At 45.0% G+C, this 25434-nt stretch carries 19 protein-coding genes; 16 read left to right on the forward strand and 3 right to left on the reverse strand.

Annotation, left to right across the window (positions count from 1 at the left end; genetic code table 11):
- Positions 1-207: 207 nt before the first annotated feature.
- From xdhA to D1814_RS00455, 7 genes are all read left to right on the forward strand, one after another.
- The gene (gene xdhA / locus D1814_RS00425) at positions 208-1653 is read left to right on the forward strand and encodes a xanthine dehydrogenase small subunit (RefSeq protein ID WP_118489610.1); all 1446 of its coding nucleotides are present in this window, start codon (positions 208-210) and stop codon (positions 1651-1653) included.
- Positions 1646-4024, forward strand: a complete 2379-nt coding sequence (xdhB, locus tag D1814_RS00430; RefSeq protein ID WP_118489611.1) for a xanthine dehydrogenase molybdopterin binding subunit — start codon at positions 1646-1648, stop codon at positions 4022-4024. Before xdhA ends, xdhB begins: the two co-directional genes overlap by 8 nt.
- On the forward strand, positions 4021-4959 hold the full coding sequence (gene xdhC, locus D1814_RS00435) for a xanthine dehydrogenase accessory protein XdhC (protein WP_232368943.1): 939 nt from the start codon (positions 4021-4023) through the stop codon (positions 4957-4959). Before xdhB ends, xdhC begins: the two co-directional genes overlap by 4 nt.
- Positions 4960-4989: 30 nt before the next feature.
- Positions 4990-5493 carry a 2-oxo-4-hydroxy-4-carboxy-5-ureidoimidazoline decarboxylase gene (gene uraD, locus D1814_RS00440; protein WP_118489612.1) on the forward strand — a complete coding sequence of 168 codons (504 nt, stop codon included), beginning with the start codon at positions 4990-4992 and terminating at the stop codon, positions 5491-5493.
- Positions 5494-5574: 81 nt separating this feature from the next.
- The gene (uraH, locus tag D1814_RS00445; protein ID WP_118489613.1) at positions 5575-5901 is read left to right on the forward strand and encodes a hydroxyisourate hydrolase; all 327 of its coding nucleotides are present in this window, start codon (positions 5575-5577) and stop codon (positions 5899-5901) included.
- Positions 5902-5906: 5 nt separating this feature from the next.
- Positions 5907-7199: a guanine deaminase gene (gene guaD, locus D1814_RS00450; protein ID WP_118489614.1), complete on the forward strand. Its 1293-nt coding sequence runs from the start codon at positions 5907-5909 to the stop codon at positions 7197-7199.
- Between the two features lie 47 nt (positions 7200-7246).
- Complete coding sequence (locus tag D1814_RS00455) at positions 7247-8503, forward strand: urate hydroxylase PuuD (protein ID WP_118489615.1); 1257 nt, start codon at positions 7247-7249, stop codon at positions 8501-8503.
- 27 nt (positions 8504-8530) lie between these two features.
- Here the strand turns inward: D1814_RS00455 and D1814_RS00460 are convergent, their stop codons facing one another.
- Positions 8531-9820: a diguanylate cyclase gene (locus D1814_RS00460; protein WP_118489616.1), complete on the reverse strand. Its 1290-nt coding sequence runs from the start codon at positions 9818-9820 to the stop codon at positions 8531-8533.
- A gap of 303 nt (positions 9821-10123) precedes the next feature.
- Between D1814_RS00460 and D1814_RS00465 the strand changes: the two genes are divergently transcribed.
- Entirely contained in the window at positions 10124-10399 is a 276-nt protein-coding gene (locus D1814_RS00465; protein ID WP_118489617.1) for a putative quinol monooxygenase, read from the forward strand.
- A gap of 97 nt (positions 10400-10496) precedes the next feature.
- Here the strand turns inward: D1814_RS00465 and D1814_RS00470 are convergent, their stop codons facing one another.
- Positions 10497-10856 carry a winged helix-turn-helix transcriptional regulator gene (locus tag D1814_RS00470; RefSeq protein WP_118489618.1) on the reverse strand — a complete coding sequence of 120 codons (360 nt, stop codon included), beginning with the start codon at positions 10854-10856 and terminating at the stop codon, positions 10497-10499.
- Between the two features lie 286 nt (positions 10857-11142).
- On the opposite strand from D1814_RS00470, the gene D1814_RS00475 reads away from it, so the two are divergent.
- Complete coding sequence (locus D1814_RS00475; protein WP_118489619.1) at positions 11143-11634, forward strand: (2Fe-2S)-binding protein; 492 nt, start codon at positions 11143-11145, stop codon at positions 11632-11634.
- Positions 11631-13928 (forward strand): xanthine dehydrogenase family protein molybdopterin-binding subunit, encoded by a 2298-nt coding sequence (locus tag D1814_RS00480; RefSeq protein WP_118489620.1) that lies wholly within the window; start codon positions 11631-11633, stop codon positions 13926-13928. The genes D1814_RS00475 and D1814_RS00480 overlap by 4 nt, the downstream gene beginning before the upstream one ends.
- A gap of 144 nt (positions 13929-14072) precedes the next feature.
- Here the strand turns inward: D1814_RS00480 and D1814_RS00485 are convergent, their stop codons facing one another.
- Complete coding sequence (locus tag D1814_RS00485) at positions 14073-14567, reverse strand: acyloxyacyl hydrolase (RefSeq protein WP_118495267.1); 495 nt, start codon at positions 14565-14567, stop codon at positions 14073-14075.
- A 230-nt stretch (positions 14568-14797) separates the two neighbouring features.
- On the opposite strand from D1814_RS00485, the gene D1814_RS00490 reads away from it, so the two are divergent.
- From D1814_RS00490 to D1814_RS00520, 6 genes are all read left to right on the forward strand, one after another.
- A complete protein-coding gene (locus D1814_RS00490; protein WP_118489621.1) occupies positions 14798-15436 on the forward strand; it encodes an NAD(P)H-dependent oxidoreductase in 639 nt (212 codons plus the stop codon).
- Between the two features lies 1 nt (position 15437).
- Positions 15438-17372: a monovalent cation:proton antiporter-2 (CPA2) family protein gene (locus tag D1814_RS00495; RefSeq protein ID WP_118489622.1), complete on the forward strand. Its 1935-nt coding sequence runs from the start codon at positions 15438-15440 to the stop codon at positions 17370-17372.
- A gap of 269 nt (positions 17373-17641) precedes the next feature.
- Positions 17642-18775: an efflux RND transporter periplasmic adaptor subunit gene (locus tag D1814_RS00505; protein ID WP_118489624.1), complete on the forward strand. Its 1134-nt coding sequence runs from the start codon at positions 17642-17644 to the stop codon at positions 18773-18775.
- A gap of 3 nt (positions 18776-18778) precedes the next feature.
- Positions 18779-21826: an efflux RND transporter permease subunit gene (locus D1814_RS00510; RefSeq protein WP_118489625.1), complete on the forward strand. Its 3048-nt coding sequence runs from the start codon at positions 18779-18781 to the stop codon at positions 21824-21826.
- A gap of 307 nt (positions 21827-22133) precedes the next feature.
- Positions 22134-23156, forward strand: coding sequence for an MBL fold metallo-hydrolase (locus D1814_RS00515; RefSeq protein ID WP_232368944.1), 1023 nt, complete (start codon positions 22134-22136; stop codon positions 23154-23156).
- A gap of 235 nt (positions 23157-23391) precedes the next feature.
- On the forward strand, positions 23392-25326 hold the full coding sequence (locus D1814_RS00520) for an EAL domain-containing protein (RefSeq protein WP_118489627.1): 1935 nt from the start codon (positions 23392-23394) through the stop codon (positions 25324-25326).
- The last annotated feature ends 108 nt before the right edge of the window (positions 25327-25434 follow it).

Raw genomic sequence — 25434 nt, forward strand, 5'->3', positions numbered from 1 at the left:
CCTTATTCTTATCAACAGATGCATTGCTTAGTAAAAAGCTTCGGGAAAGCACTCACCTATTTTTCCGGCTAAATTTGCACAAAATCATGGCCTTTTATAACTCGGCCATTTTTTATAAGCAATAAATTGACCAAATGGTCTACTTTTCTTAGAAAAATACAGCTATATTAATGAATACAAGAATGAATATAACAAGAAGGTGTGAGTATGATTCGCTTTCTAATAAATAACGATGTTGTCGAGTTAAATGAAGCGCGAGCCGATCTCACCCTTCTACAGTTCATACGGGAACATCGCAAGAAAACAGGTACTAAGGAAGGCTGTGCAGCAGGCGATTGTGGCGCTTGCACGGTTGTGCTTGTGGAACCGGCATCATCTGATAGCGCAACAAAACTTAACTACCGAACGGTGAATAGCTGTATCACTTTGATGAGCGCAGTTCACGGTAAGCAGCTATTGTTCGTTGAACATTTAAGCGATGGTAAACACTTACACCCCGTGCAGCAGGCGCTAGTCGACCATCATGGTTCACAGTGCGGTTTTTGTACGCCAGGGTTTATCATGTCGATGTTCGCTTTATACCACAGCAATACACAACCTAATCGCGATGATGTGTTACATGCTTTATCTGGCAACCTGTGTCGCTGTACTGGCTACCGCCCTATTATCGATGCCACGCTTGCGGTGTGCGAACAAGCACCAAACGATCAGTTCTCAGCGCGCCAAGAGAAAACTCTTGCCACATTACTTTCCTTGTCAGATGAAAAACCTTCTGGCACAGGCAACATATATACGCCAACCTCGCGGGAAGAATTAAAAACACTTATTAAGGCGAACCCTAACGCACAGTTAGTAGCAGGAAGTACTGATTTAAGCTTGCAGTTCACCCAACAGTTAAAAAACGTAGAAGCGCTAATCAGCGTCACGCATATCGATGCACTAAAACAATGCACCAAAAACGAGCATTCTCTTATTATTGGTGCAGCTGTGCCGCTTAATGATGCGGCACCACTTTTACTAAACGCATTTCCACAAGTAGCTGAACTGTTAACGCGCTTTGCGTCTTTGCCAATTCGCAATCAGGCAACCCTTGGTGGAAATGTCGCCAACGCATCACCTATTGGTGATATGCCTCCCCTACTACTTGCGCTAAACGCTATATTGCATTTGGACAATGGCGAGCGTGTTCGCACGGTTCCAATTAGCACTTTTTTCACGGGTTATCGGGAAACGGTGCTTGCTAAAGATGAATGGATAAGTGCAATAGAAATACCGCTTAAACAGCCTAATCAAGCCTTGGCCGCTTATAAGATATCAAAACGTTTTGAAGACGACATTTCGGCAGTATGTGCAGTATTCAATGTTACGCTTGAAAATGGCAAGGTCGAAGCGATTACCAGTGGATTTGGTGGTGTGGCTGCTGTGCCTTCAACCTGCAAAGCGTTGGAAAATGTCTTAAAAGGAAAGCTGTTTTCGAGCAAAGAATGCTTAACCTTAGGTAAGCAGGTCTTGTTCGATGCATTTGCTCCCATTGATGACGTGCGCGCGACAGCACAATACCGTAAAACCGTGTTAGCTAACTTGTGGCACCGCTTCTGGCTAGAAAACCAAACTGAAAACAAAATTGAAACTCGGGTGGTGCAACATGCGTAAGTTAATTGATGCCCCAAATCCTTTAAAAACAAACGACAAAAAAAGTGTTGTTCACGTATCTAAAAAGCATGAAAGTGCAACACGTCAGGTACAGGGCAGCGCCAACTATGTCGATGACGTAGTTGAACCACAGGGTACGCTCTATGCGGCAGTCGGTGTAAGTCAGTGCGCCAAAGGTACTATCAACTCGGTAGACCTTGACGCTGTACGCCAAAGCGAAGGCGTTATTGATGTCATCACCATTGATGACGTAACTGGCCATAAAGACATTGGCCCTGTATTTGAAGGCGACCCACTACTTGCGAACGGCGAAATCAAGTTCTTCGGTCAACCCGTGTTTGCAGTGCTTGCCACTACAGTGCCCCTTGCCCGACAAGCTGCGCTAAAAGGCAAGATAGAAGTTGACGCAGTTACACCTGTACTTGATGCTGAAGCCGCCCACCAGCAGCAAACTTTCGTTCGCCCTTTACATAGATTTGGCCAACATGCTGCGCGCGTTGACAGCACTCTTGAAAAAGCTAAGTACCAAGCACACGGTTCGCTAAGCATTGGCGGACAGGAACACATGTACTTAGAAGGACAAGTGAGCCTTGCGATCCCTGATGAAGAAGATCGTATGAAAATCTACACATCGAGTCAGCATCCAAGTGAAGTGCAAAAGCTGGTTGCAGAGGTGCTAGATGTTAAATTACACCGCGTAATGGTAGACATGAGACGTATGGGTGGCGGCTTTGGCGGAAAAGAAACCCAAGCAGCACAATGGGCCTGTATTGCTGCCTTGCTTGCTTCGCGCAATCAGTGCGCGGTGAAGCTTCGCTTGCCGCGCTTCACCGATATGCATGTTACGGGTAAACGTCACCCGTTTGAAAACGAGTTTAACGTGGCATTTGACGAAACAGGTAAAATTGAAGCCACCCGCATGACCATTAATGGTATTTGTGGGCACTCGCCCGACTTGTCTGATGCAATAGTAGATAGGGCCATGTTTCATGCTGACAACGGCTATTTCTTAGGCGATAGTGATATTGTGGGTCACAGACTGCAAACCAATATGGTATCGCATACCGCTTATCGTGGGTTTGGCGGCCCGCAAGGAATGATCATGGCTGAAGCCATGATTGACAAAATTGCACGTGCTATCGGCAGCGACCCGCTATCGGTACGGAAGCGTAACTTATACGGCCCAACCACGGGTAGCTTTACTCCATATGGCATGAAGGTAGAGCACAACCTTTTACCCGATATGATTGCCGAGTTAGAAGAAAGTGCGCAGTATTGGCAGCGCCGGGACGACATTGCAGCGTTTAACCGCGAAAGCCCCGTTGTTAAGAAGGGTCTAGCGCTAACGCCGGTTAAATTTGGTATTTCATTTACCGCAAAGCACTTAAATCAAGCTGGCGCTTTAGTGCACATTTATACCGATGGCAGTATTCAGGTAAACCACGGTGGCACGGAGATGGGCCAAGGCCTGCACACTAAAATAGGCCAGATTACAGCCAATGAGTTTGGTCTAGATTTGGATATGATTGAAGTCACCGCTACGCGTACGGATAAAGTGCCGAACACCTCGCCAACAGCCGCATCAAGCGGTACTGACTTGAACGGAAAAGCCGTACAAAACGCGTGTATTACATTAAAAACCCGCTTGGCTGAATGCTATGCCAAAAGCTTAGGACTAGAGGGCCGCGCTGGTGACGTGCAGTTCATCAATCAACATGTTGTACTAAACGAGCACAGCATTGCCTTTACCGAGCTGGTCCAGCTGGCCTACTTTGACCGCGTGTCATTGTCTTCAAGCGGTTTCTACAAAACACCTAAATTGCAGTACAACCGTGAAACAGGCGATGGCCGCCCGTTTTTCTATTTTGCTTACGGCGTGTCAATGAGCGAAGTTTCGGTCGATACACTGACCGGCGAATACACAGTAGATAAAGTTAACGTTATTCACGATGTGGGCAATAGCCTTAACCCTGCCATTGATATTGGCCAAATTGAAGGCGCCTTTATCCAAGGTATGGGCTGGCTTACCACAGAAGACCTAAAATGGAATGAGGCGGGCAAGCTGATAAGTGAAAATATGGCGACTTATAAAATTCCTGCCATTGGCGATACACCAAAAGAGTTTAATGTGAAGCTTTTTGGTAGAGAAAATGCGGAAGATAGCATTTACCACTCAAAAGCCGTGGGTGAGCCGCCGTTTATGCTTGCTATTTCAGTGTGGTGCGCATTAAAAGACGCGATTTCTAGTCTATCTGGCTACACGGTTGACCCGCAGCTAGATACGCCAGCAACACCTGAGCGCGTGTTAAATGCTCTCGCTGCTATTCAACAAGCAGATCAGCAAGCCGATATCCGGGGTGCTGCTGTATGACTCGCGTAGCAGGGCAATCATTTCGCGCAGCCCCATCATTTCGCGCAACCCCATCATTTCGCGCAACCCCATCATTTCGCGCTACGCATTGGCACGAGGCAATAGCCGAGTGTCAGGAGCGAAATGAGGGCTATGTATTAGTTACCGTTGTGGGTACAGCGGGCTCTACTCCTAGAGAGCCAGGCAGTAAAATGGTGGTCACCGCTTCACATAGTATTGATACCATTGGTGGCGGACACCTTGAGTTTGATGCAATTACTCGCGCCCGTGAATTTCTTGCTAAAGGCAAAACATGCACTGAACTTCACAGCTATCCATTAAGCAGTTCGCTAGGGCAATGTTGTGGTGGTGCAGTAAAAGTACTGTTTGACGTGTGTAATGTTCATCAGCAGCACATCGCCATTTTTGGCGCAGGCCATGTTGCAAAAGCGCTGGTTCCTATTTTGGCGCAATTGCCTGTGCGAATTTCGTGGATAGACAATCGAGAAGACTTATTCCCATCGACGCTACCTGCCAATGTACAGAAAGTGGTGGAGGAAGCGCCGGAAAGCGAGGTGAGACATTTAGATGAAAATAGCTGGTTGATTATACTCACCCACGACCACCAACTGGACTACCGTATTACTGAGCAAGCTTTAAAACAGCCTTCCCTGCCTTTTGTTGGGTTAATAGGTTCTGATACCAAAGCAAAGCGTTTTATTACTAAGCTTACCCAGCGCGGGTTTGACCAAAAAGCATTGGCAAGACTGTGCACGCCTATTGGTAATCGGGATATTCCTGGAAAGCGCCCGATTGAAGTTGCCGTATCTATATCAGCGCAAATCATTGAAAGTCTTCATGCAACCGACACAGCAGCGGCTACAGTGAAAAGCGCAGAGACAATTACTGACGCATGTACGGGTGAACACACAAAGCACCCTGCTAAAGTGCTGTGAAAGAGCTGTAAATAGAAAAGGATACCAGCAGTGACACTTACTGAATTAAATACACTAAGCGCTGACGAAGCATTTTCTTGGTTTGAGCAATGCTGCGCGGCAAAAGCATGGATCTACCAAATGGTAGAAGCCCGCCCCTACAGCGATCAAAACGCCCTGGTTAATCAAGCGAAAGATGCCTGGACGAAATGTAGCGATGATGACTACCTAGAAGCCTTCACGGCACACCCTATGATTGGTGACGTAGACTCATTGCGTAAAAAGTTTGCCAACACTAAAGGTATTGCTGCCGGCGAACAATCAGGCACGGCTAGTGCGTCTGAGGCCGTTTTGTATCAACTGAAAGAAGCTAATCACGCCTATTTAGACAAGCATGGATTTATTTTTATTATCTGCGCTACCGGGCTTTCTGCGCAAACCATGTTAGAAGCATTGCAAGCAAGGCTGCCGAATACTACGCAGCAAGAAATATCTAATGCTGCTGCACAGCAAATAAAGATAACCCTTTTGCGTATTAATAAAGCACTGGATTAACGCGAAGGCTTAATAGTGAGCTCAGACGCTTATGCCACGTGCAACAGTAATACGAATTGAAAAAAATTAAAGGAATACAGTATGAATACGCTTTCAAGCCACGTACTTGACACCACACTGGGCAAGCCCGCACAAGGTATTGCACTTACCCTAACATTACCGGACGGCAGTACCCTTTCTGGTGAAACAGATAATGACGGCCGCTTTAACGATTGGGGTGTTGAAAATGGCTTTGCTGCAGGGGTTTATACCTTGCGCTTTCACTGCAAGCCGTACCTAATAGAAACTCATGGCAGCAGTTTTTATCCACACATTGATATTACGTTTGAACTTGATGAAAATGGTGGTCACTATCATGTACCACTTCTTATTTCTCCATTTGGTTTCAGCAGCTACAGGGGCAGCTAACAAACATGCAGCTTTTTCGTGCAAGCATTGCGCACTTTCCTAAACAAACCACGCAATTTGATAATGACATCGCCATTTTTAAAGACGGTGGTTTGTTGGTAGATGATAAAGAAATAAAAGACATTGGCCCGTTTAACGACATTGCGCAGCGCTACCCTGCCGCCACTGTGACAGATTTTTCTGGCAAGTGGATTTTACCCGGCTTGATAGACAGCCACCTGCATTATCCGCAAACGCAGAGCATAGCCCATTACGGCGAGCAGCTATTAAGCTGGCTTGAAAACTATACGTTTCCTGCAGAAATGCAATTTGCCGATAGTGAACACGCCAACACTATCGCTAAAGTATTTTTAAACCAGTTGCTAAAAAACGGTACTACCACCGGGTTTGTATTCACAACTGTTCACAAAAGCAGTAGCCAAGCACTATTTAGCGCCGCCAGTGAAATTGATATGGCGATAGTGGCAGGTAAAGTGTGTATGGACAGAAACTGCCCCAGTGCGCTGAACGATTGCCCTGACACAGCACAAGCTGATAGTGCAGAGTTAATTGAAACTTGGCACAACAGGGGGCGTAACCGCTATGCACTGACGCCTCGTTTTGCCCCTACCAGCACAGAAGCCCAGCTTGCCGCACTAGGCGAACTTGCCCAGCAGTATCCCGACGTATTCATTCAAACCCACCTATCTGAAAATTTAGACGAGATTGCATGGGTTAAAAGTTTATTTCCAACCGCCGATGGTTATCTAGATGTGTACGACAGCTACAACCTGGTGCGGGAGCGTGCAGTGTTTGGCCACGGTATTCACCTTACGCCTACCGAATGGGCCCGCCTAGGCGATAGCGGTGCTACGGTTGCGTTTTGTCCTACGTCCAACTTGTTTTTAGGCAGTGGGCTTTTTGATATGGCCGCAGCGCGTGCTAACAAAGTACATGTTGCGATGGCCACTGATGTGGGCGCAGGTACCACGTTCAACATGTTCAAGACCTATGGCGACGCCTACAAGGTCAGTCAGTTACGCAACGAGCCTATCAGCCCGCTGGAAGGTTTTTACCTTATGACCCAGGGCGCGGCTGTGGCTCATGCGCTTGACCATGAAATTGGTAACTTAAACCCAGGTTCTACCGCTGACTTTATTATCGTTGAGCCAAGGTTCGATGAGTTAACACGATTGCGTATAAAAGAAGACGCCGACTTCGATGATGTATTTTTCGCGCTTAGTATTTTAGGTGATGACCGCGCTATCGAGCAAACATGGATAAGCGGTAACTGCCGCTACGCAAAAGAAGATAATTAGTAACACGCTACTATAGGGCCACTTGGCCCTAAATAAGGAGAATAATAATGCCGTGGCTAGATTGGATAAGTTTATTTGTACGTTGGTTTCACGTTGTGGCCGGTGTAGCTTGGATTGGTGCGTCGTTCTACTTCATATGGCTAGACAACAACTTGCGAACACCACCTAAGTGGAAACAAGACAAAGGTATTAAGGGCGATTTGTGGGCTATTCATGGTGGTGGCTTCTATGAGGTCGCCAAATATGCCTACGGACCAGAAAAAATGCCCGAAACATTGCACTGGTTTAAATGGGAAGCCTATACGACTTGGTTATCCGGCTTTGCCCTATTGATCATCGTTTATTATTTCGGTGCCAGCGCTTACCTTATTGATCCTTCGGTCAATGCCATGTCGCCAGCTATGGCAATATCATTAGGACTTGGACTAATCTTTGGTGGGCTTGCCATATACGAGTTTGCGTGTCGTAGCCCCCTAGCCAAATATCCTCTCGCCTTCGGTATAGGATTAGTGGCTCTTGTCTGTATTGTTAGCTATTTGTCGACCCAATGGTTTAGCGGTCGTGGCGCCTATATCCACGTTGGGGCCCTCATAGGCACTATCATGGCAGGTAACGTGTTTTTCAATATTATGCCTAACCAACGCAAAATGGTCGCGGCAGTGGCCGATAAGAAAGATATCGACCCAGCGTGGGGCGCAAGTGCCAAACTTCGCTCAGTACACAATAACTACTTCACGCTTCCCTTGCTGTTTATTATGATTTCGAATCATTACCCAATGACCTATCAGCACCCACAAAATTGGCTTGTGCTTATTGCTATAATGGCCGCTGCTGCCTGGATACGTCATTTCTTTAATCTGCGTCACGTGGGTACCACTAAACCAAGTATTTTAGTTTCTGGCGCCATTGCCATGTTAGCAATTGCACTGTGGGTGTCGTGGCCGCAAGCGACATCTACACAGCCGTTGACTCAAAGTGAAGCGGTAAGCTCTGTTCATTCAGAAGACCTTGCTTCGTCAAACGAAGACGCCACCGAATCAGCTTCACCCATTAGTGATGAACGTGTGGCAGGTTTAATAACAACCCACTGTGTAAGCTGCCATTCGCGTACGCCAACTGACGATATTTTTAAAGTTGCGCCGTTAGGCGTGGTGTTAGATTCGTGGGAAGACGTTGAAAGGTTTGCGCCACAAGTGGTTCGCAGAACCACTGTGACCAAAGACATGCCGTTTTTGAACAAGACAAATATGACGGAAGAAGAAAGGCAAGTTATCGCTCGCTGGTTTGCCCAGCGACAGCAGTAAAATACGATTAGCGATGTAGCTGCTTGGCTACATCGCTTTATTCCACTCGTTATCTATCGCTGTTACAACTTGCCCTCGTTGCTTTTTTTCGTACATTACCCCGTCAGCTCGATCTAGCCATTCTTGAACTGTATCGATACCTTCGTTCCACTGCACCCACCCAACGCTAAAGCTAATGGAAACAACCTCGTTACCATCGATATTAACTTCAAATTTATTGTTTCTAATTCTGTCGAAAAAGGCAGCAGTCTCATTTTCATCCGTGCCGTAAAGCATAATAACGAACTCATCACCACCGATACGGCCAAACCTATCGCTATCGCGCAAAAGAGAGTTCATTTTATTAGAGAACTCAATTAGCGCTTTGTCACCTATCTTATGGCCATATCTATCGTTAATCTCTTTAAATTTATTTAGGTCAATATAAACAAGGGTCGACGCTTTTTGGCCGCGCCCCATGCGAGAAATCTCATCACTTAACTGACTAAAAATCTCTCTTCTATTGGCAAGTCCTGTGAGCGAATCGGTTTTAGAAAGATGCTCTAATTTAGTCACAGCGCTCATTAAAGCTTGCTGCTGTGTTTTCTCTCTCGTTATATCGTCTGCTGTACCTAAGATAAGCGACTGCATCTCACGATCGTCATAAATTAAGCTACCACGGTCGTGGAGATACTTCACTTCGCCTTTTGCGTCATAAATACGATATTGAATATCCCAGTTTTGCAAAGGGCGCTGACTGAACAGTTTAAACACCCGAGCTTTGTCATCTTCGTGAACATGGTCAATAAACCCAATGGGGTTGCAGTACAGCTCATATTCATTGCGACCGAAAATCTTCTCATACCCATCATTGACATATTCCAGCTTAGTTAAATCGGGCGTCGCTACCCAAATGAAGGTTCTGTTGGAAAACGCGCTAACAATTTTACTGAACAAAGCGTCGACTTGAAAAAGCTCAGATTGAATACGCTTCTTCTCATCAATATCTTCGACCACAGAAATAAAGTACTCTGGGTTACCCCGTTCGTCTCTGACCAAAGAAACAGTTAGTTGGGCCCATACCTGTTCTCCGTCGCGCCTAACGTAGCGCTTTTCGAGCGTGTAGTTATCAATTTCGCCTTTTAAGAGGCTTTCCAAGTAACCCAGATCTCGGTCTAAATAGTCTGGTGAAGTTAGTTCTTGAAACGTAAGTTTGGTGAGTTCTCTATTTGAATAACCTAAAAAATCACACAATGGTTTGTTTACCCGAATGAAGCTTCCATCCACACTCACATGAGCAAGCCCTATTGGACAAGAGTAAAAGGTTTTTTCAAACATAGGGCATCGCCCCGCTAGGTAATTGCATTCCTTCGCCTTAAATAAGTGTAGTGCTCACATTAAGCACTCAGCTGCTTTATACTTTAGTATATATAAGTATAGATTAGTTTTTTTTCTTGGCTATCGCGAATAACTAAGAAAATGGCTTAGATATCACTAACACCCGCTTGCGCGAGCATGCATTTAAGTAGTTCTAGATGAGGTAACAAGTCTCTTGCCTTAAAAAAGTGGCGAATCATCTTTAAGCGCTACAAAAAATTTAAACCGTGCATATGTTTAGTGTTTTTTACTAAGGACAATTTTATGATCGAGTTCTCAGTTATTATCTTTTCTCAGCCTAATCAACAAGAAGCTCTGCTAAATGTTTTAAAACCTTTGGTTAGCGCTAGCCGCGAAGAAAAAGGGGCTGTGATGTATGACCTACATTCAAGCGAAGAGGGTGTATTTGTTATTACAGAAAAATGGGAATCTCAAGATGCGCTTGATGCTCATGAAGCCACGGCACACTTTACTGATTTCCAGAAGAAAGCGAGTAACCTTGTTGAGAAGGTAATGCGGTTGCCACTCGTGTCAATCTAGTTATTGCACTTTAAAAAGCTGTTATTTCGAGTTTTTTGAGGAAACGGTGAACAATGATGTTCACCGTCTCCATTGTTCTACACGTTCATTTACGGCATTAATCGTTTGTGTGATTTTCCGACCAAACTCTTAACTGTTCGAGTATATCTAACGCAGAGCGACCAAAGTCCGTTAGGCTGTAGGCAACAGCAATAGGGCGAGAGTCGATAACATTGCGTATAACCATACCGTTGTTTTCAAGCTCTTTCAGACGTTGATCTACCATCTTGCGGCTGGCGCCACCTAGCATTCTACATAAGTCGTTAAACCTAACTGGCTCATCTTTTAAATGATAAATAATAGAGCCTGTCCATTTACCGCCTATCAAGCGCATACCGCGCTCAATCGCACACGGTTCTGTGCAGGTATTTAGTACGGTTTTTCTACCCTTAGCGTCTGTTTTTATTTCAGTTTTCATTAATGTCCTTTAAAAAAGCACCTAGTAACTAAAAGTAAACTAATTGCTTAGTTGAACAAGGTAACTAAACTATACCACATAAACCATTTTGACTAACAGTCGTATACCTCTTGTCAATTAGTCTACTTTATAAATAAAAGGTTCACAAAGTACTTAGGCCCAAAGCATAAGACTAATGCGGATAAACGACGATGTTGGGAAAAAAACACAGGCAAAACAGATCGTTCAAACCAAGACCAGCCTTGGCGAGAGCATTTAGACTCTAACTTCACGGTGATGATTAACCATGATTGAATTTACGTTAAACGGAAAAACAGTGCAGACGGAAGCTGCCTCAGATACCCCCCTTGTTTGGGTGATTCGCGACGAATTTGGCTTAAAAGGCACTAAATTCGGATGTGGCGTGGCCATGTGCGGTGTATGTACCGTTCATATCGATGGCAATGCTATTCGTTCGTGCTCTTACCCAGTCTCTCTCGTTGATGGAAAGAAGGTCAATACAATCGAAAGTTTAAACGGTGAGCATCCTTTGCAATCGGCTTGGGTTGAGGAGCAAGTACCACAGTGTGGCTACTGCCAGTCTGGTCAAATTATGCAGGCAGCGACACTACTGGATAACAACCCAAATCCTAGTGACCAAGACATCGTTAATCACATGAATGGCAATTATTGTCGTTGTATGGCTTACACGAGAATAAAAAAAGCGATCAAGCGCGCCGCAACTTCAACGGTACAGCATTACGACCCTAAGGCTTCATCAGAAGGTGAAAACGCATGAGCATAAAAGACTTATCTAAAGAGAAAAAAGACACTATCAATCTGTCTCGTCGCTCATTCATGGCGGGTTCTTTGAAGACGTCACTTTTCATGGCGTTTGGTGCTTCAGCAATTCCATCCGTTTTATCGGCCAAAGAAGCCATTGCAAATAAAACCTTTTCACCTAACGTCTGGTTTGAAATGGACGCCCAAGGCCATGTAACGATAAATATCGCTAAGGCTGAAATGGGACAGCATGTGGGCACTGCCTTAGCGCGTATTTTAGCGGACGAACTAGAGTGTGAGTGGGATAAGGTGTCCATTGTGCACGTTGATACCGACCCTAAATGGGGTTACATGGTGACAGGCGGTTCATGGTCTGTTTTCCAAACCTACAAACCTATGTCACAAGCAGGGGCAGCGGGTCGCCAAGTGCTACTTAGTGCAGGTGCTGAGTTATTAGGCGTACCGGTATCAGATTGTGAAGCTAACGCGGGCTTCGTAGTGTCGGGCACTAAGAAAATTAGCTACGGCGACATTGTGGCGAACGGTAATATTGATAAGGTCTATTCGGCGGACGAATTAGAAAGCTTACAGATAAAACCTGGAAATAAGAAGCACCTTATTGGCTTAGGTAACCAATACAAAGCGCTCGATATACCTCCAAAAACAGATGGTACAGCGGTTTATGGTATTGATGTTGAAGTAGACAATATGCTGTATGCTCGCCCTATTCTTCCACCTACGCGTTATGGCAGTAAAGTCACTAAGGTTGATGACAGCCAAGCTAAATCTTTGCCCGGCTACAAAGGATATAAAGTACTCAGCGACCCTTCAGGTACCATCGAAGGGTGGGTAGCGGTACTGGCTTCTGACTATCCAACGGCGATTAAAGCTGTCGATAAAGTGAAGGTCAGCTACAACGCAGGTAAGACGGTGAATGTGAGCGAAGCTGATATTCAAAAAGAGGGAGAGCGAATCTGCCGAGACACAACTGAAGGTACGCTATTTGTCGATGAGGGGTCTATCGAAAACGCTGAAAAGCAGGCAGCTGACTCAATCGAGGCCCTGTACACCACTTCAACAGCTAGCCACTTTCAATTAGAACCGCTAAACGCAATTGCTGAATTTAAAGAGGGCAAATGGCATATTCATACGGGTAACCAGTGGCAAGGACTTACACTGCCTGCAGTAGCAAAAGCCGCAGAAGTGCCTGATTCCGACGTTGTTATTCACCAATATTATCTTGGCGGAGGCTTTGGCCGCCGTTTATTTGGTGACTGGATAATTCCTGCTCTATTGACCGCAAAAGCCGCTGGGCAACCTGTAAAAATGCTTTTCATGCGTCCAGACGATGCCATGTTCGACCAACCTCGCTCAGCGTCGACATCATTATTTAACGCCTATTTCGACGACGCTGGTAATTTCACAGGTATGGAGCATGCACTTGCTGCCGGCTGGCCAACATTGGCAATGGCACCAGGTTTTATGCCCGACGGTGTTGATGGTAAAGGCAAATTCGATCCCTTTTCTGCTTCAGGTGCTGACCACTGGTATACCATGCAACATCACCGCGCCCGAGTTATTAATAACAAAGTCGCACAGGAGACCTTTACCCCTGGATGGCTTCGCTCTGTAGGACAAGGATGGATAGTGTGGGGGCTTGAAAGCTTTATCGACGAAGTAGCCCATAAAGTGAACCAAAACCCTGTAGACTTTAGACTGTCTATGCTAGACGGCAAAGGTAAGCAAGCGGGCAAAGCGCCGGAAAGTGTTGGTGGTGCCACTCGCCTAGCGCACACTCTGAAAAAGCTTAAAGCCAAGACGGCTAATGTTGTACTTGGTGAGAACGAAGGTATTGGGTTTAGTGTAAGTGCAGGCCAAGAGCGAACCATGCCAGCATGGCTTGCAACTGCCGCGCATGTTCACGTAGATAAAAATAGTGGTAAGGTCACGCTTAAAAAGTTATGGGTAGTAGCCGACGCAGGCATTGTCGTTCACCCTGATGGTGCTATGGCACAAATGGAAGGGTCTTTACTGTGGGGAACGAGTCTTGCGTTATTCGAGCATAATGAAATAAAAGACGGCTACGTGGCAAAGAAAAACTTAACCACTTACCAGCCGCTTAGAATGAATGACGTTCCTGATATGGATATTGAGTTTATTGAAAGTAATGAATTCCCAGTAGGACTAGGCGAACCAGGCGTTATTGGCGTGGCACCAGCAGTAGGTAATGCTGTTTATGATGCAGTGGGCGTAAGGTTGCGACATTTACCTATGTTATCAAGCGACGTTAAAAAGGCGCTGAACGCATAGGATTTAGCTACTTAGTATTAATACTTAAACACTGATATTAAGCGTGGCATAAATAAGTAAAGAAAAAACAACCCGCACACTTGCGGGTTGTCTTATATTAAGAAGCAGCGCTTATTCAAACTGTTAGGGTATTCAGGCTCACCGCTAGAAAAGATAGTGAGTACTTAATACAAATGACTCTGACCCCGGGTTAGTATCTCCTAGCCCACCGTTAGAAATATGACCAACTTCAGCCTCTAACGAAAACGTTTCAGAGAGCTTGTATAAACCAGAAAGTGATGAGTAGAACTCAATGGTGTCGCCCAAATTTTCAGACTCATCAACGATGCCGGCATGGAACGCAACGCGGACAGAAAAGTTATTGTATTTGTAGACATCTTTTGCCAAACCCGCTGCGAAATAATGTTGGCCTTGATCTGCGTTTACCAAAAGAACTGTTGGTCGGACGCCATAGAATGATTCGAGCGATTTGTGAACATAGGCCACATGCAATGCGTAACGGTCTGCGTCATCAAACAAATTCCAAACGGCAGCTCCAGCTTTGAGTTCTGTGCCTTGAGGCAGCGCGTGAGAGGAAAGCGATGCAAAAGGAGAAAGTAATGATAATGCAAGTGCGAGTGTTTTTACTGGTGTTTTCATGTTCATATCGTTTTAAGCAAAGTTAAAAATAGTGTTCCGTCATAGCAATAATCCGTTTTCAGGTTCATAATGGTAATTAGGTTACTTTTTTCAACCTAATAATCTTTAGTAACCTTATAACTTTGAAGAAGTATTAATTCTGATTTGCTCTAGACGTTTATATTGCTTTATAAAATAGAGTGGCAGGGAAAGCTTTTAGAGACACGGATAGTAAAACTGAGTAGAGATGTATGACCAACCTTGACGCCATAGAAGATACCAAACGAAGTAATAAAGTACTGGTTCTTTTCGCTCACCCCGCACAAACGCACTCTGAAGTGAACGTGCCTCTTTTCCACGAAGCCCAGTTAAATAAACACGTTACTGCCGTTGACTTATACGCGGAATATCCCGATTTCAATATTGATATCGAGCGGGAACAGCAGCGTTTGATCGATCATGACGTTATTGTTTTTCTGTTTCCGCTTTACTGGTATTCAACGCCTTCTATTTTAAAAGAGTGGCAAGATTTGGTACTGGAATATGGATTCGCTTACGGCCACGAAGGCACTGCACTTAAAGATAAGTTATTTCTTTGTGCGCTAAGTGCAGGCGGTAAAGAAGAGGCCTATCAAACCGACGGTTTCAATCACTACACCATTAGACAACTACTTCAACCTTTAGAGCAAATGGCGCAAATCACGCATATGACCTACATTGCTCCGTTTGCAATATTTGGCTCCCGTACCGCCCAAGAAGAGCATCGGGTAGCCCAGCATAGGGGCAAGTGGACAACGCTGCTTCACAAATTAACCTCCAATACCCTCGATTTAGAAAGAGCAAAGCGTATCGAGAATCTCGCAGACCTTTGTACATCTCAAGGAGAATAACGTGACTGGCTACTTTCTATATGCATTTATTTACTTAATCGCCGCTGTAATAGCAGTGCCAATTGCGAAACGCCTTGGATTAGGATCTGTATTAGGCTATTTAATTGCCGGACTTATTATAGGGCCAGTATTTGGCCTTGTTGGCGATGAGACAGTTGCCATACAGCATTTCGCTGAATTTGGTGTAGTAATGATGCTTTTTTTAGTGGGGCTGGAGCTAGAACCTCGATCACTATGGGCCATGAAGGCTAAACTTATGGGTTTAGGCGGTTTGCAATTAACGTTAACCACTGCCCTTATCACTGGCGTCGCCTTGTTTCTTGAACAACCTTTTGGCATTGCTCTTACTATAGGTCTAATTTTTGCCCTTTCTTCGACCGCCATTGTTCTACAAACACTACAAGAAAAAGGGCTTCAAAGAACTCAAGGCGGAAAAAGCGCGTTTTCGGTTTTACTGTTTCAAGATATAGCTGTTATTCCCATGCTTGCGCTAATCCCCCTTCTTGCCATACCAGAACTGGTCGCCACAGGCAGCGAACATGGCGCAGCAGAAGCACACGATAGCTTTAACTTAGCAGAAGGGCTTGCGCCTTGGGCTTATGGCTTGGTAATCATTAGCTCAATAGCCTTTCTTACCATTGGTGGGCACTACTTAAGTCGCCCTTTATTTAAGTTTGTTGCTGCATCGGGGTTGCGGGAAATTTTTACCGCCACCGCGCTTATGCTAATTATCGGAATTGCCGCGCTAATGGGGCTGGTGGGTCTGTCCCCTGCTCTAGGCGCATTTTTAGCAGGCGTGGTTTTGGCTAACAGTGAGTTCAGACATGAGCTCGAAGCCAACATCGAGCCGTTTAAAGGATTATTGCTGGGCCTATTTTTTATTACAGTAGGCGCTGGCATTAACTTTTCTTTGCTTTCAGAAAACCCGATGTTAATTGCTGGGTTAACCCTTGCGGTTATGCTTGTTAAGGCCGTCGTACTGTTTGTTATTGCCTTAATCTTTAGAATAAAGGGCAAGAATAAGTGGCTATTCACCCTCAGCCTGGCGCAGGCGGGTGAATTTGGCTTTGTGCTATTAAGTTTTGCGTCGCAAAATTACGTGTTACCCAGCGACATCATTTCAGTGCTCTCTTTAGTCGTGGCAATTTCTATGTTTTTAACGCCAGGGCTTTTTATACTATTCGACAAAGCCATAATTCCTCACTATAAAAATGCAAAATCACAGCGTGATGAAGATGTTATTGACGAAAAAGGCTCCGTGGTCATTGCTGGCATTGGCCGTTTTGGGCAAATAGTAAACCGTCTCTTAGTGGCTAACGACGTAAAAACGGTTGTGCTCGATATACGTTCTGAGCAAATAGACCTTTTCAGACGCTTCGGCAATAAAGCGTATTTCGGCGATGCATCTAAACCTGACATACTGCATACCGCAGGAGCACAGGAAGCGTCTTTATTGGTTATCGCCATTGACGATAGAGATACAGCCGCAGAGATGGTGAAATATGCCAAGCACGCTTTTCCCAATGTAAAAGTGCTTGCCCGAGCGTTTGACCGAGGGCATGGCTATCGATTGCGCCAGTTAGGTGCAGATTTTGTTGTATCAGAAACCTATCACAGTGCGCTAGAAATGGGCGCAGAAGCATTACGCTCACTTAATATCCACCCCTTCCATGTAGAGCGACAGAAAATGGCCTACAAGAATATTGAATCTCAACAAAACGACGTGCTGTATCACGCGTGGGTTGATGACGCGAGTGGCGAAAGGATAGACAACAATTACCTTAAACTATTCAGTGAACTAGAATCGCTCATTGAAGATGCACTGAAAGCAGATTTACACGACAAACATTCAAAGATGCGTGGTTGGACGCCACCACCAAAAGGGTATGCTGAGAAACTTGCGCCCGATGAAAAACCAGGTAAAACAAGTAAGTGATTTGCCTGTTACTCTGCGATGCTGGTGTTGTGCATTTGCACTAAGGCTTGAGGGCGTTAATTGGTATCCGCCGATTAACACCTATACTGGCGAACAAAAATTCTGATCGAAAACGATAAATAACGCTATAACCTTTAAGTACATTGAAGTAAGCGTATATTAGATTTCTATACCATTCTTCTAAAAAAAAGGAAGGGTATGCGCGTATTACAAGATAACCCATTGCCAAAATGGGGATAAAAAGTGGTTTATTTAAATGGAGAGTTACCATGTTGTCTAAAAAGAGTCTCTTTAACAGTGTAGCTATGCGCGCTGTGGTTGCATTTGCCGCACTTGCTGGCTTAAGTGCGTGCGAAGACGCCCCCACTCCACCTAAAGCCGTCTCATCAACACCGGTAACGCTTTATAAAGTTCAACATTCAGACGAGACCATTGCAAAATTCCCAGGACAAGTGGAAGCTGCTGAGTATTCAAACCTTTCGTTTCGAATTGGCGGCAAACTGCAAGAACTCAAGGTTAAAGCAGGCGAGGAAGTGACAGAGGACCAGCTTATCGCCAGACTTGACGATAGAGACGCTAAAGCACAACTCGCCACCGCCCAGTCTCAGTTTGATGTGACTTCCGCTATGTTTGAACGTATGGAAGCATCGGTTGAAAAAGGTGCAGTAAGCCGTTCTACCTTTGATGAAGCGAAAGCCAACTTTTTAGCCGCTAAAGCCAGCCTTACCAACGCACAGGACCAGCTAAGCTATACCGAGCTTCGCGCACCTTTTGCTGGGCTTATTGCATCTGTACCTGTTGAAAACTACCAGGTGATTGTGCCTCAGCAAACCATCGCCGAGCTTCATAGGCCAGGCGCTATTGACGTTACATTTCAGTTGCCAGAGCAAAAAATGCGTATGATTGACCGCTCGCGAGCCCGTAAAAATCGTAGCTCAGAAATGGCGTGGGTCACGTTTTCTGGTATGCCTGAAAAACGTTACGCGGCCATGTACAAGGACCACGAAAGCACCACGCGCCAGGGTGAACTTAGTTATGAAGTGACAATTACCCTACCCGAACCCGATGACATCAATGTGCTTTCAGGCATGAGCGCCACGGTACTACTTGATATGTCGAAGCTTATTGAGTCTGATGCGAAGCTTTGGCTAGTACCCTTTGGCGCAGTGGTGACTGACAATGCAGAGCCTGATAAAGCCATTGTGTGGCGCTTCAAACCTGACAGTGACAACGCGAAGAAAGGCACAGTTGAAGCTGTAGAGGTTATGATCACACGAGGCATTTCTAGTGGCTTATTAGTAGAAGGGCCGCTGCAGGACGACGATAGAATTGTCGCCGCAGGTGCTCACTTAGTGAAAGAAGGCCAGATGGTTACTGAGTGGACGAAAGAAGGAGGCCTGTAAATCATGGTCGAGTATTTTTTTCGTCAAAAAGTCATTAGTTGGATGGTCGCCATCATTCTAGGTGTTGGTGGCATTGTGTCTTTCTTGGGGCTTGGACAACTGGAATTTCCTGAATTTACAATTCGAAGTGCGCTGGTAATGACACAATATCCTGGCGCGACACCTGAGCAAGTTGAAGAAGAAGTCACCCTTCAGCTTGAAAAAGCTATTCAGCGTATACCCAACGTAAAACGCATTAGTTCTGTGAACATGGTGGGGCTATCGCAGATTACGGTTGAGCTCAAAAGTAGCGTTCAGGCTAAGGACCTAGAGCAATACTGGGACAATTTGCGCCGTAAAGTGGGTGATGCACAAGCATATCTGCCACCTGGAACCGGGACTTCAATAGTTAATGATGACTTTGGCGATGTATATGGGCTTTTAATGACCTTACAAAGCGAAGACTATTCATTAAAACAGTTAGAAGATTTTGCTGACCTAATGCAGCGCGAGATTCAGCTTGTAGAAGGCGTAAAAAAGGTGTCGATTGCAGGCACAGTTAGCGAGCAAATTATTGTGTCTTTAGATCACGATAAAATGAAAACCCTTAACATTTCGGCCGACTCTATTGCTGGTCTTCTTACCGCGCAAAACGTGGTGGGTAATGCAGGCTCAATTAAAGTTCAAGGCAAACGCTTATCCATTCAGCCCACCGGCGAATTTGATGACTTAGAAGCGTTAGGTCAAGTAGTGATTGGCTCACCGGCAAGCGGGCTTATTCGCCTAACTGATATTGCTACGATTGAGCGAAAACTTAATGACACGCCGTCTATTTTGTACCACAGCTCAGGCACCCCTGCCCTTTCTATCGGTGTATCGTTTGCATCAGCGGTAAACGTGGTTGATGTGGGCAAGCGACTTGATACCAAAATTGCCGAGCTAGAACAGCGCATGCCGCTTGGTATGAGCCTGAATACGGTTTACAACCAGCCTACGGTAGTCGACGATTCTGTTACCGGTTTCCTTATCAATCTTGTTGAAGCAGTGGCCATTGTTATTTTCGTGCTTCTGCTTTTCATGGGCTGGCGAAGCGGCGTGCTAATGGGGCTCATTCTTGTATTAACCATTCTCGGCACCTTTATTTTAATGTCGGTGAAAGGCATTGAGCTGCAAAAAATCTCTTTAGGGGCGCTTATCATTGCCCTTGGTATGTTGGTGGACAACGCCATCGTGGTAACCGAGGGTATGCTAATTGGCGTTAGAAAAGGACAAACCAAGCTTCAGGCGGCAAAGGACGTGGTATCTCAAAACGGTTTACCGCTTCTCGGCGCCACTGTGATAGCCATCACCGCGTTTGCACCTATAGGGCTTTCCCCTGATGCAACAGGTGAATTTGTTGGGTCCCTTTTCTGGGTACTGTGCTTCTCGCTCTTTTTGAGCTGGATCACTGCGCTGACCATTACTCCATTCTTTTTCGACTTACTGTTTAATACAGATAAAGAACGTCAATCAGACAATGAAGACGATGACCCTTACAAAGGTGTTATCTTCACCGTTTACAAACGAGTACTAACCGCTGCGATTAACCATAGGTATATCACTATAGTACTTGTCGTAATTGCCTTAGTCGGAAGTGTCGCCTCGGGTAAGTTTGTAAAAAACGCGTTCTTTCCTAATTCATCTACCCCCCTCTTTTTTGTTGACTTACGCCTGCCAGAAGGGAGCGACATTCTAACGACTGAACAATCAATACGCCGTTTAGAAGAAGAAGTGATGGATATGCCTGACATCGCAAACGTCACCAGCGTAATAGGCGGAGGAGCACAGCGTCTTACACTAACTTACTCGCCTGAAGATCGCTACGCGAGTTACGGCCAGCTTATTGTAGAGACCAATACGGTAGAAGCTCGCGATGCCAGAATGCGAGAAATTATTGAGTTACTTCGCGAAACCTTCGCTAATGTACAATACAAAGTGCAAGCGCTTCAGGTAGGCCCTTCTGCAAAAGCGGCGATCGAAGCCAGAATATACGGGCCCGATCCTGAAGTTTTACGTGAAATTAGCAGCGACGTTGAAGCCATTTTCCAAGCAGAACAAACCATGGACAGCGTGCGATTGTCATGGAGTAACAAAGTGCCTTTTGTTGAACCTGTATTTCTGGAGGAACAAGCCCGGCGTATTGGTGTGACTAGGGATGCCGTGCACACCGCATTCCTACTGAATAACGAAGGTGAAACTGTTGGCCTTTATCGCGAAGGGAGTGATTTGATCCCTATTGTTATGCGAAACGACCCAAACCAGCGTTATGACATCGACAACCTTGCTTCGCTTAACGTGTGGAGCCAAGAACAAAGTAAGTACATCAGCATGGCTGACGTTATTAGCAATGTAGATGTGTCCCTTGATAATCCCATCATAAAGCGCCGCAATAGAGTGCGGATGCTTGCCGTTTATGCAGAACCTCTGCCCTTATCGGGTGAGACAGCTGCTAGTGTACAGGCGAGAGTTAGACCTCTTGTAGATGATCTTGAACTACCTGATGGTTACCGTATTGAATGGGGCGGCGAGTACGAAACTTCAACGGATGCTCAAAGCGCTTTATTTGCGAGCATGCCCATGGGTATTTTAGGCATGTTTATTATTACCGTATTGTTGTTTGGCAAGCTACGCCAAGCATTAGCCATATGGGGCGTAATACCGCTCACTACTATCGGTATTATTGGCGGCTTAGTGCTGGTTGGCGCACCGTTTACGTTTATGGCGCTACTCGGCAGCTTAAGCCTTATCGGTATGGTACTTAAAAACGGTATTGTTTTAATGGAGGAAATAAATGTACAGGCGAAAGGGAATAGCGGTGCATTCGATGCTGTAGTTGCTGCGTCGGTGTCTCGTGTACGGCCTGTTTCTATGGCTGCTATTACCACGATATTAGGCATGATCCCCCTATTTTCTGACGCGTTCTTCGCATCAATGGCGGTAGTTATTGTATTCGGCCTGACCGTCGCTACCGTACTTACATTGCTGATTTTACCTGTGCTGCACTGTACGTTCCACGGCATTAAGTCTGAGTAAAAAGCTCGTACAACTAATTAAATTAGTTGTACGCTTTTTTGTAGTGCTAAGTGCTACTGTAGCTTAAATTTTGCGGTGTAAATAAAATATCGCTAACAGCCAGCGTCAAGAGAGCTTCTGATGCTGGCTTTATTTTTTCAAAGCCTACAACCGTTCCCTCTTACTAAAACCACACCTAAACTACACTATTCAGTTTACTTTTAAAATAAATTGCCTATCATAGGTAAACTACACTGTGCAGTATACTTTATAAAAGGCGGTCATGCACTTGACTATTCGCTCACGCTTTCTTGTTGGAGTTTTATTTATGGCATCTCTCTGTAGCTTTTCTAATACTCATGCTGCAAATGCGTCACAACCTGAAAAATTCACTAATACTAATATTGAATACAAGACGACATGGCGAGACATGTGGAAAGTGACCAAAGCGTATTTTCAGGACAATAGAGATGCAGCAACGCCGACATTTGATATTCCTGTATCAGCACTAACACCCGAAATGCTTGCCGCTGTAACAGAAGATAGCGTGATAAAATTAGGTCACTCTACTACCCTGTTGAAGCTTGCCGAGCGTTTTATATTAATCGATCCGGTATTTAGTGAACGAGCGTCTCCTGTGCAATGGATAGGACCCAAGCGATTTCATGATGCACCAATATCACTTCAAGATTTACCTGAAATCGATGCAGTGATAATTAGTCATGATCATTACGACCATTTAGATAAGAGCAGTATCGAAATACTTCAAAGCAAGGTTGACGTGTTTATCACACCGCTAAAAGTAGGTAATCATCTACGTAACTGGGGTGTAAATACAGACAAGATTGTAGAGTTGAATTGGTGGCAAAATACCGAAATTGGCAATATTGAAATCGTTGCAACCCCTTCTCAGCATTTCTCCGGGCGAGGCTTATTTGATAAAGATGAAACCCTGTGGGCTAGCTGGGTTATCAAATCTCCAACTACAAGCATTTTTTACAGCGGTGACTCGGGCTATTTTGAAGGCTTTAAGGCGATTGGTGATCAATATGGCCCATTTGATTTGGCGATGATTGAAACCGGCGCATATAACGAATTGTGGTCTGACATACATATGCTGCCTAAAGAAAGCTTGCAAGCGCATATTGATGTTCAAGCCAGTGTTATGATGCCAGTGCATAACAGCACCTTTGATTTAGCACTGCATAATTGGAATGAGCCTTTAATAAAAATTACAGACCTTGCTGGTACGAAAGGTATCCCTATCTGTATTCCTATCTTTGGTGAAATAGTGCCTATAAAGCGTGCTGGCGAAGCCCCAAATAAGACGTGGTGGCTTGGTAACAGGTAAAAAGTATAGACAAGGTAAATGCGTTATTACTTCTCGCTTAACATTTTGTTTTACTATACATTTGTGGTTACATTGTATAATTCGCACTCATCCCTTGTGTACGCTACAATTATGTCAAGTCCCTTCCGCTTTAGGTAAGTATTGCTGAAAGTGACTCGCATATTGTTGCATTGCAAGGCTAAGCGACCGCTATAGCGAAAATCAATTTTTCAGTTGAAGGAGTTAACTGCTAGTAATGAAGCTATCTAGCCAAACTAATTTGGGTATTGTAGCCCTTTTGTTTTTAGCATTTACTGCATTGTCTGTCGTCGAATTACGTGAGTTACAATCAAACGCGTCCGAGGCGGTAATGCTGCAGGCTGAAAAAAGCGCGTTAGTTTATAAGCAGGCTGTTGTTCAACAGGTTCCTCTTTCCCCTCAAGCTGAGCGTCTAGCACTAGAAACATTACTGGAAAGTGCCGCGGCACAGCCCTTAGTCTCTGCGGCATTGGTTATTGACCCAGACGGTAAAGAAATTTTGAGCGCAAAAGCCGTAAGTGAAAACACTGCGCCGTCGTGGTACTCACACCTCGACCCTAGCCCTGCATTCGTAAAGCGCGTCGCTTTATACAATAGCGAGAATAACCTCGTACTTACAACAAGTAAAAGTACGCTTGCTAATGGTTTTTTTACTGTACTCGTCAAAAATATTGCTGCGTTTCTCGTCCTTGCAGTGCTTCTTTCACTTTTCGTTGTACTCGTCAACCGACGCATAAAGCGACCCGTTGATGACACTGTTAAAAAACTTAACGAGATTGGCAGTCATAATTTTACGTCGCCTGAAATAACGGCGTCGAGTGAAGATTTTAAGCCATTAACCGAAGCTGCTAACTCACTTGCAGGCACATTATCTACTAAATTCGATGAGCTAAAGCGTCAGTCTGAATTATTTAAAAAAGAAGCCAGTAAAGATTCACTTACCATGCTTGCGAATAGAAGTGCTTTTGAGCGTCATATGCGCGCTCTATTAAATGACAATGCTTCTGCGCAAGAAAAAGAGCTTATTATTGTCAGACTAGCTCACTTAGGCAGTATAAATACGAAAATGGGTATGGTGCCGGGCGATAATTACATAAAAGCGGTGGCGAATATTTTGGTAGAAGAAACCAAGAACAACCACAATATTCGCTTTGTATTTCGATTGTCGGGCGGTGATTTCGCATTAATTAGTGAAGCAATGGAAAGCGCAGCCCGTGAACTTATGCTTACTAATCTTGCAAAACAATGTGCAAGCGCCTCACCGCTTCGAGATGGTACAAAAGCAACCTTCATGGGGATCACGCGGTTTGTCGGTACTATGACAATGCCGCAAATTATGGAAAGTGTGGATAGCGCACTTATTACTGCAATGAAAACCCAAAACGGCTGGCAGTTAGCATCAGAAATATCAAAAGTGCACAGCAATACGCAGTGGCGTGAACGACTGAATTATATCGTGTCGCAGCAGTACGCAGATATCATGATTCAGCCTGTAATGAATACCGACCAAAACGTCCCGGCCTATTACGAAGCATCTGGGCGATTCAAGGATAAAGATACGAACGACGTAATCCCGATGGCACAGTTGATCCCTGCCTCGGAGCGCCTGGATCTTATTCCACAGGTAGACAAGCTTGTCACTACTATCGTACTGAAAAAGTTAGAGGTAACCTCTCAACATGTTGCTGTAAATTTAAGCATAGCATCAATTGCGAATGCCGAGTTTAGAGACTGGTTAGTAAAGGAAGTCGCTAAGCGCAAGACCCTAAGCCATCGACTGAATTTTGAAGTAGAAGATGCCGCGTTAATTCAGTATAGAGAGGTTACAGAATCGCTTTGCCGCCAGTTAATCAACATAGGCTGTGGAATTACCATTGAGCGCTTTGGTGATAATTTTGCTTCACTTTCTGGCCTTCGGGCGATTCAACCACAGTTTGTAAAGCTTTCTGGCAGATTGACGCAAGGCATTCATACAAATAAAGACAACCAGCTCTTTATTTCAAGCCTTGTTAGCATTGCAAAAGGCTTGAACGTAAAAGTAATAGCGGAAATGGTAGAAAACGAAGCGGAATCGGTGGCGTTGAATAAGCTTGGGGTAGATCATCAGCAAGGCTACTATTTCGCAAAACCAGCGCTGTGGAATGTATATTAATACGTCGATTTTTGATAAAGCTTGATAGATGCTTACCGAGCGTTAAGGCGTAGGTGCGTTAAAAATAACTACTCAGGTTGATAACCAGAGTACAAAGTGTACGTCTCA

Source organism: Alteromonas sp. BL110, from assembly GCF_003443615.1.
Taxonomy (GTDB): Bacteria; Pseudomonadota; Gammaproteobacteria; order Enterobacterales; family Alteromonadaceae; genus Alteromonas.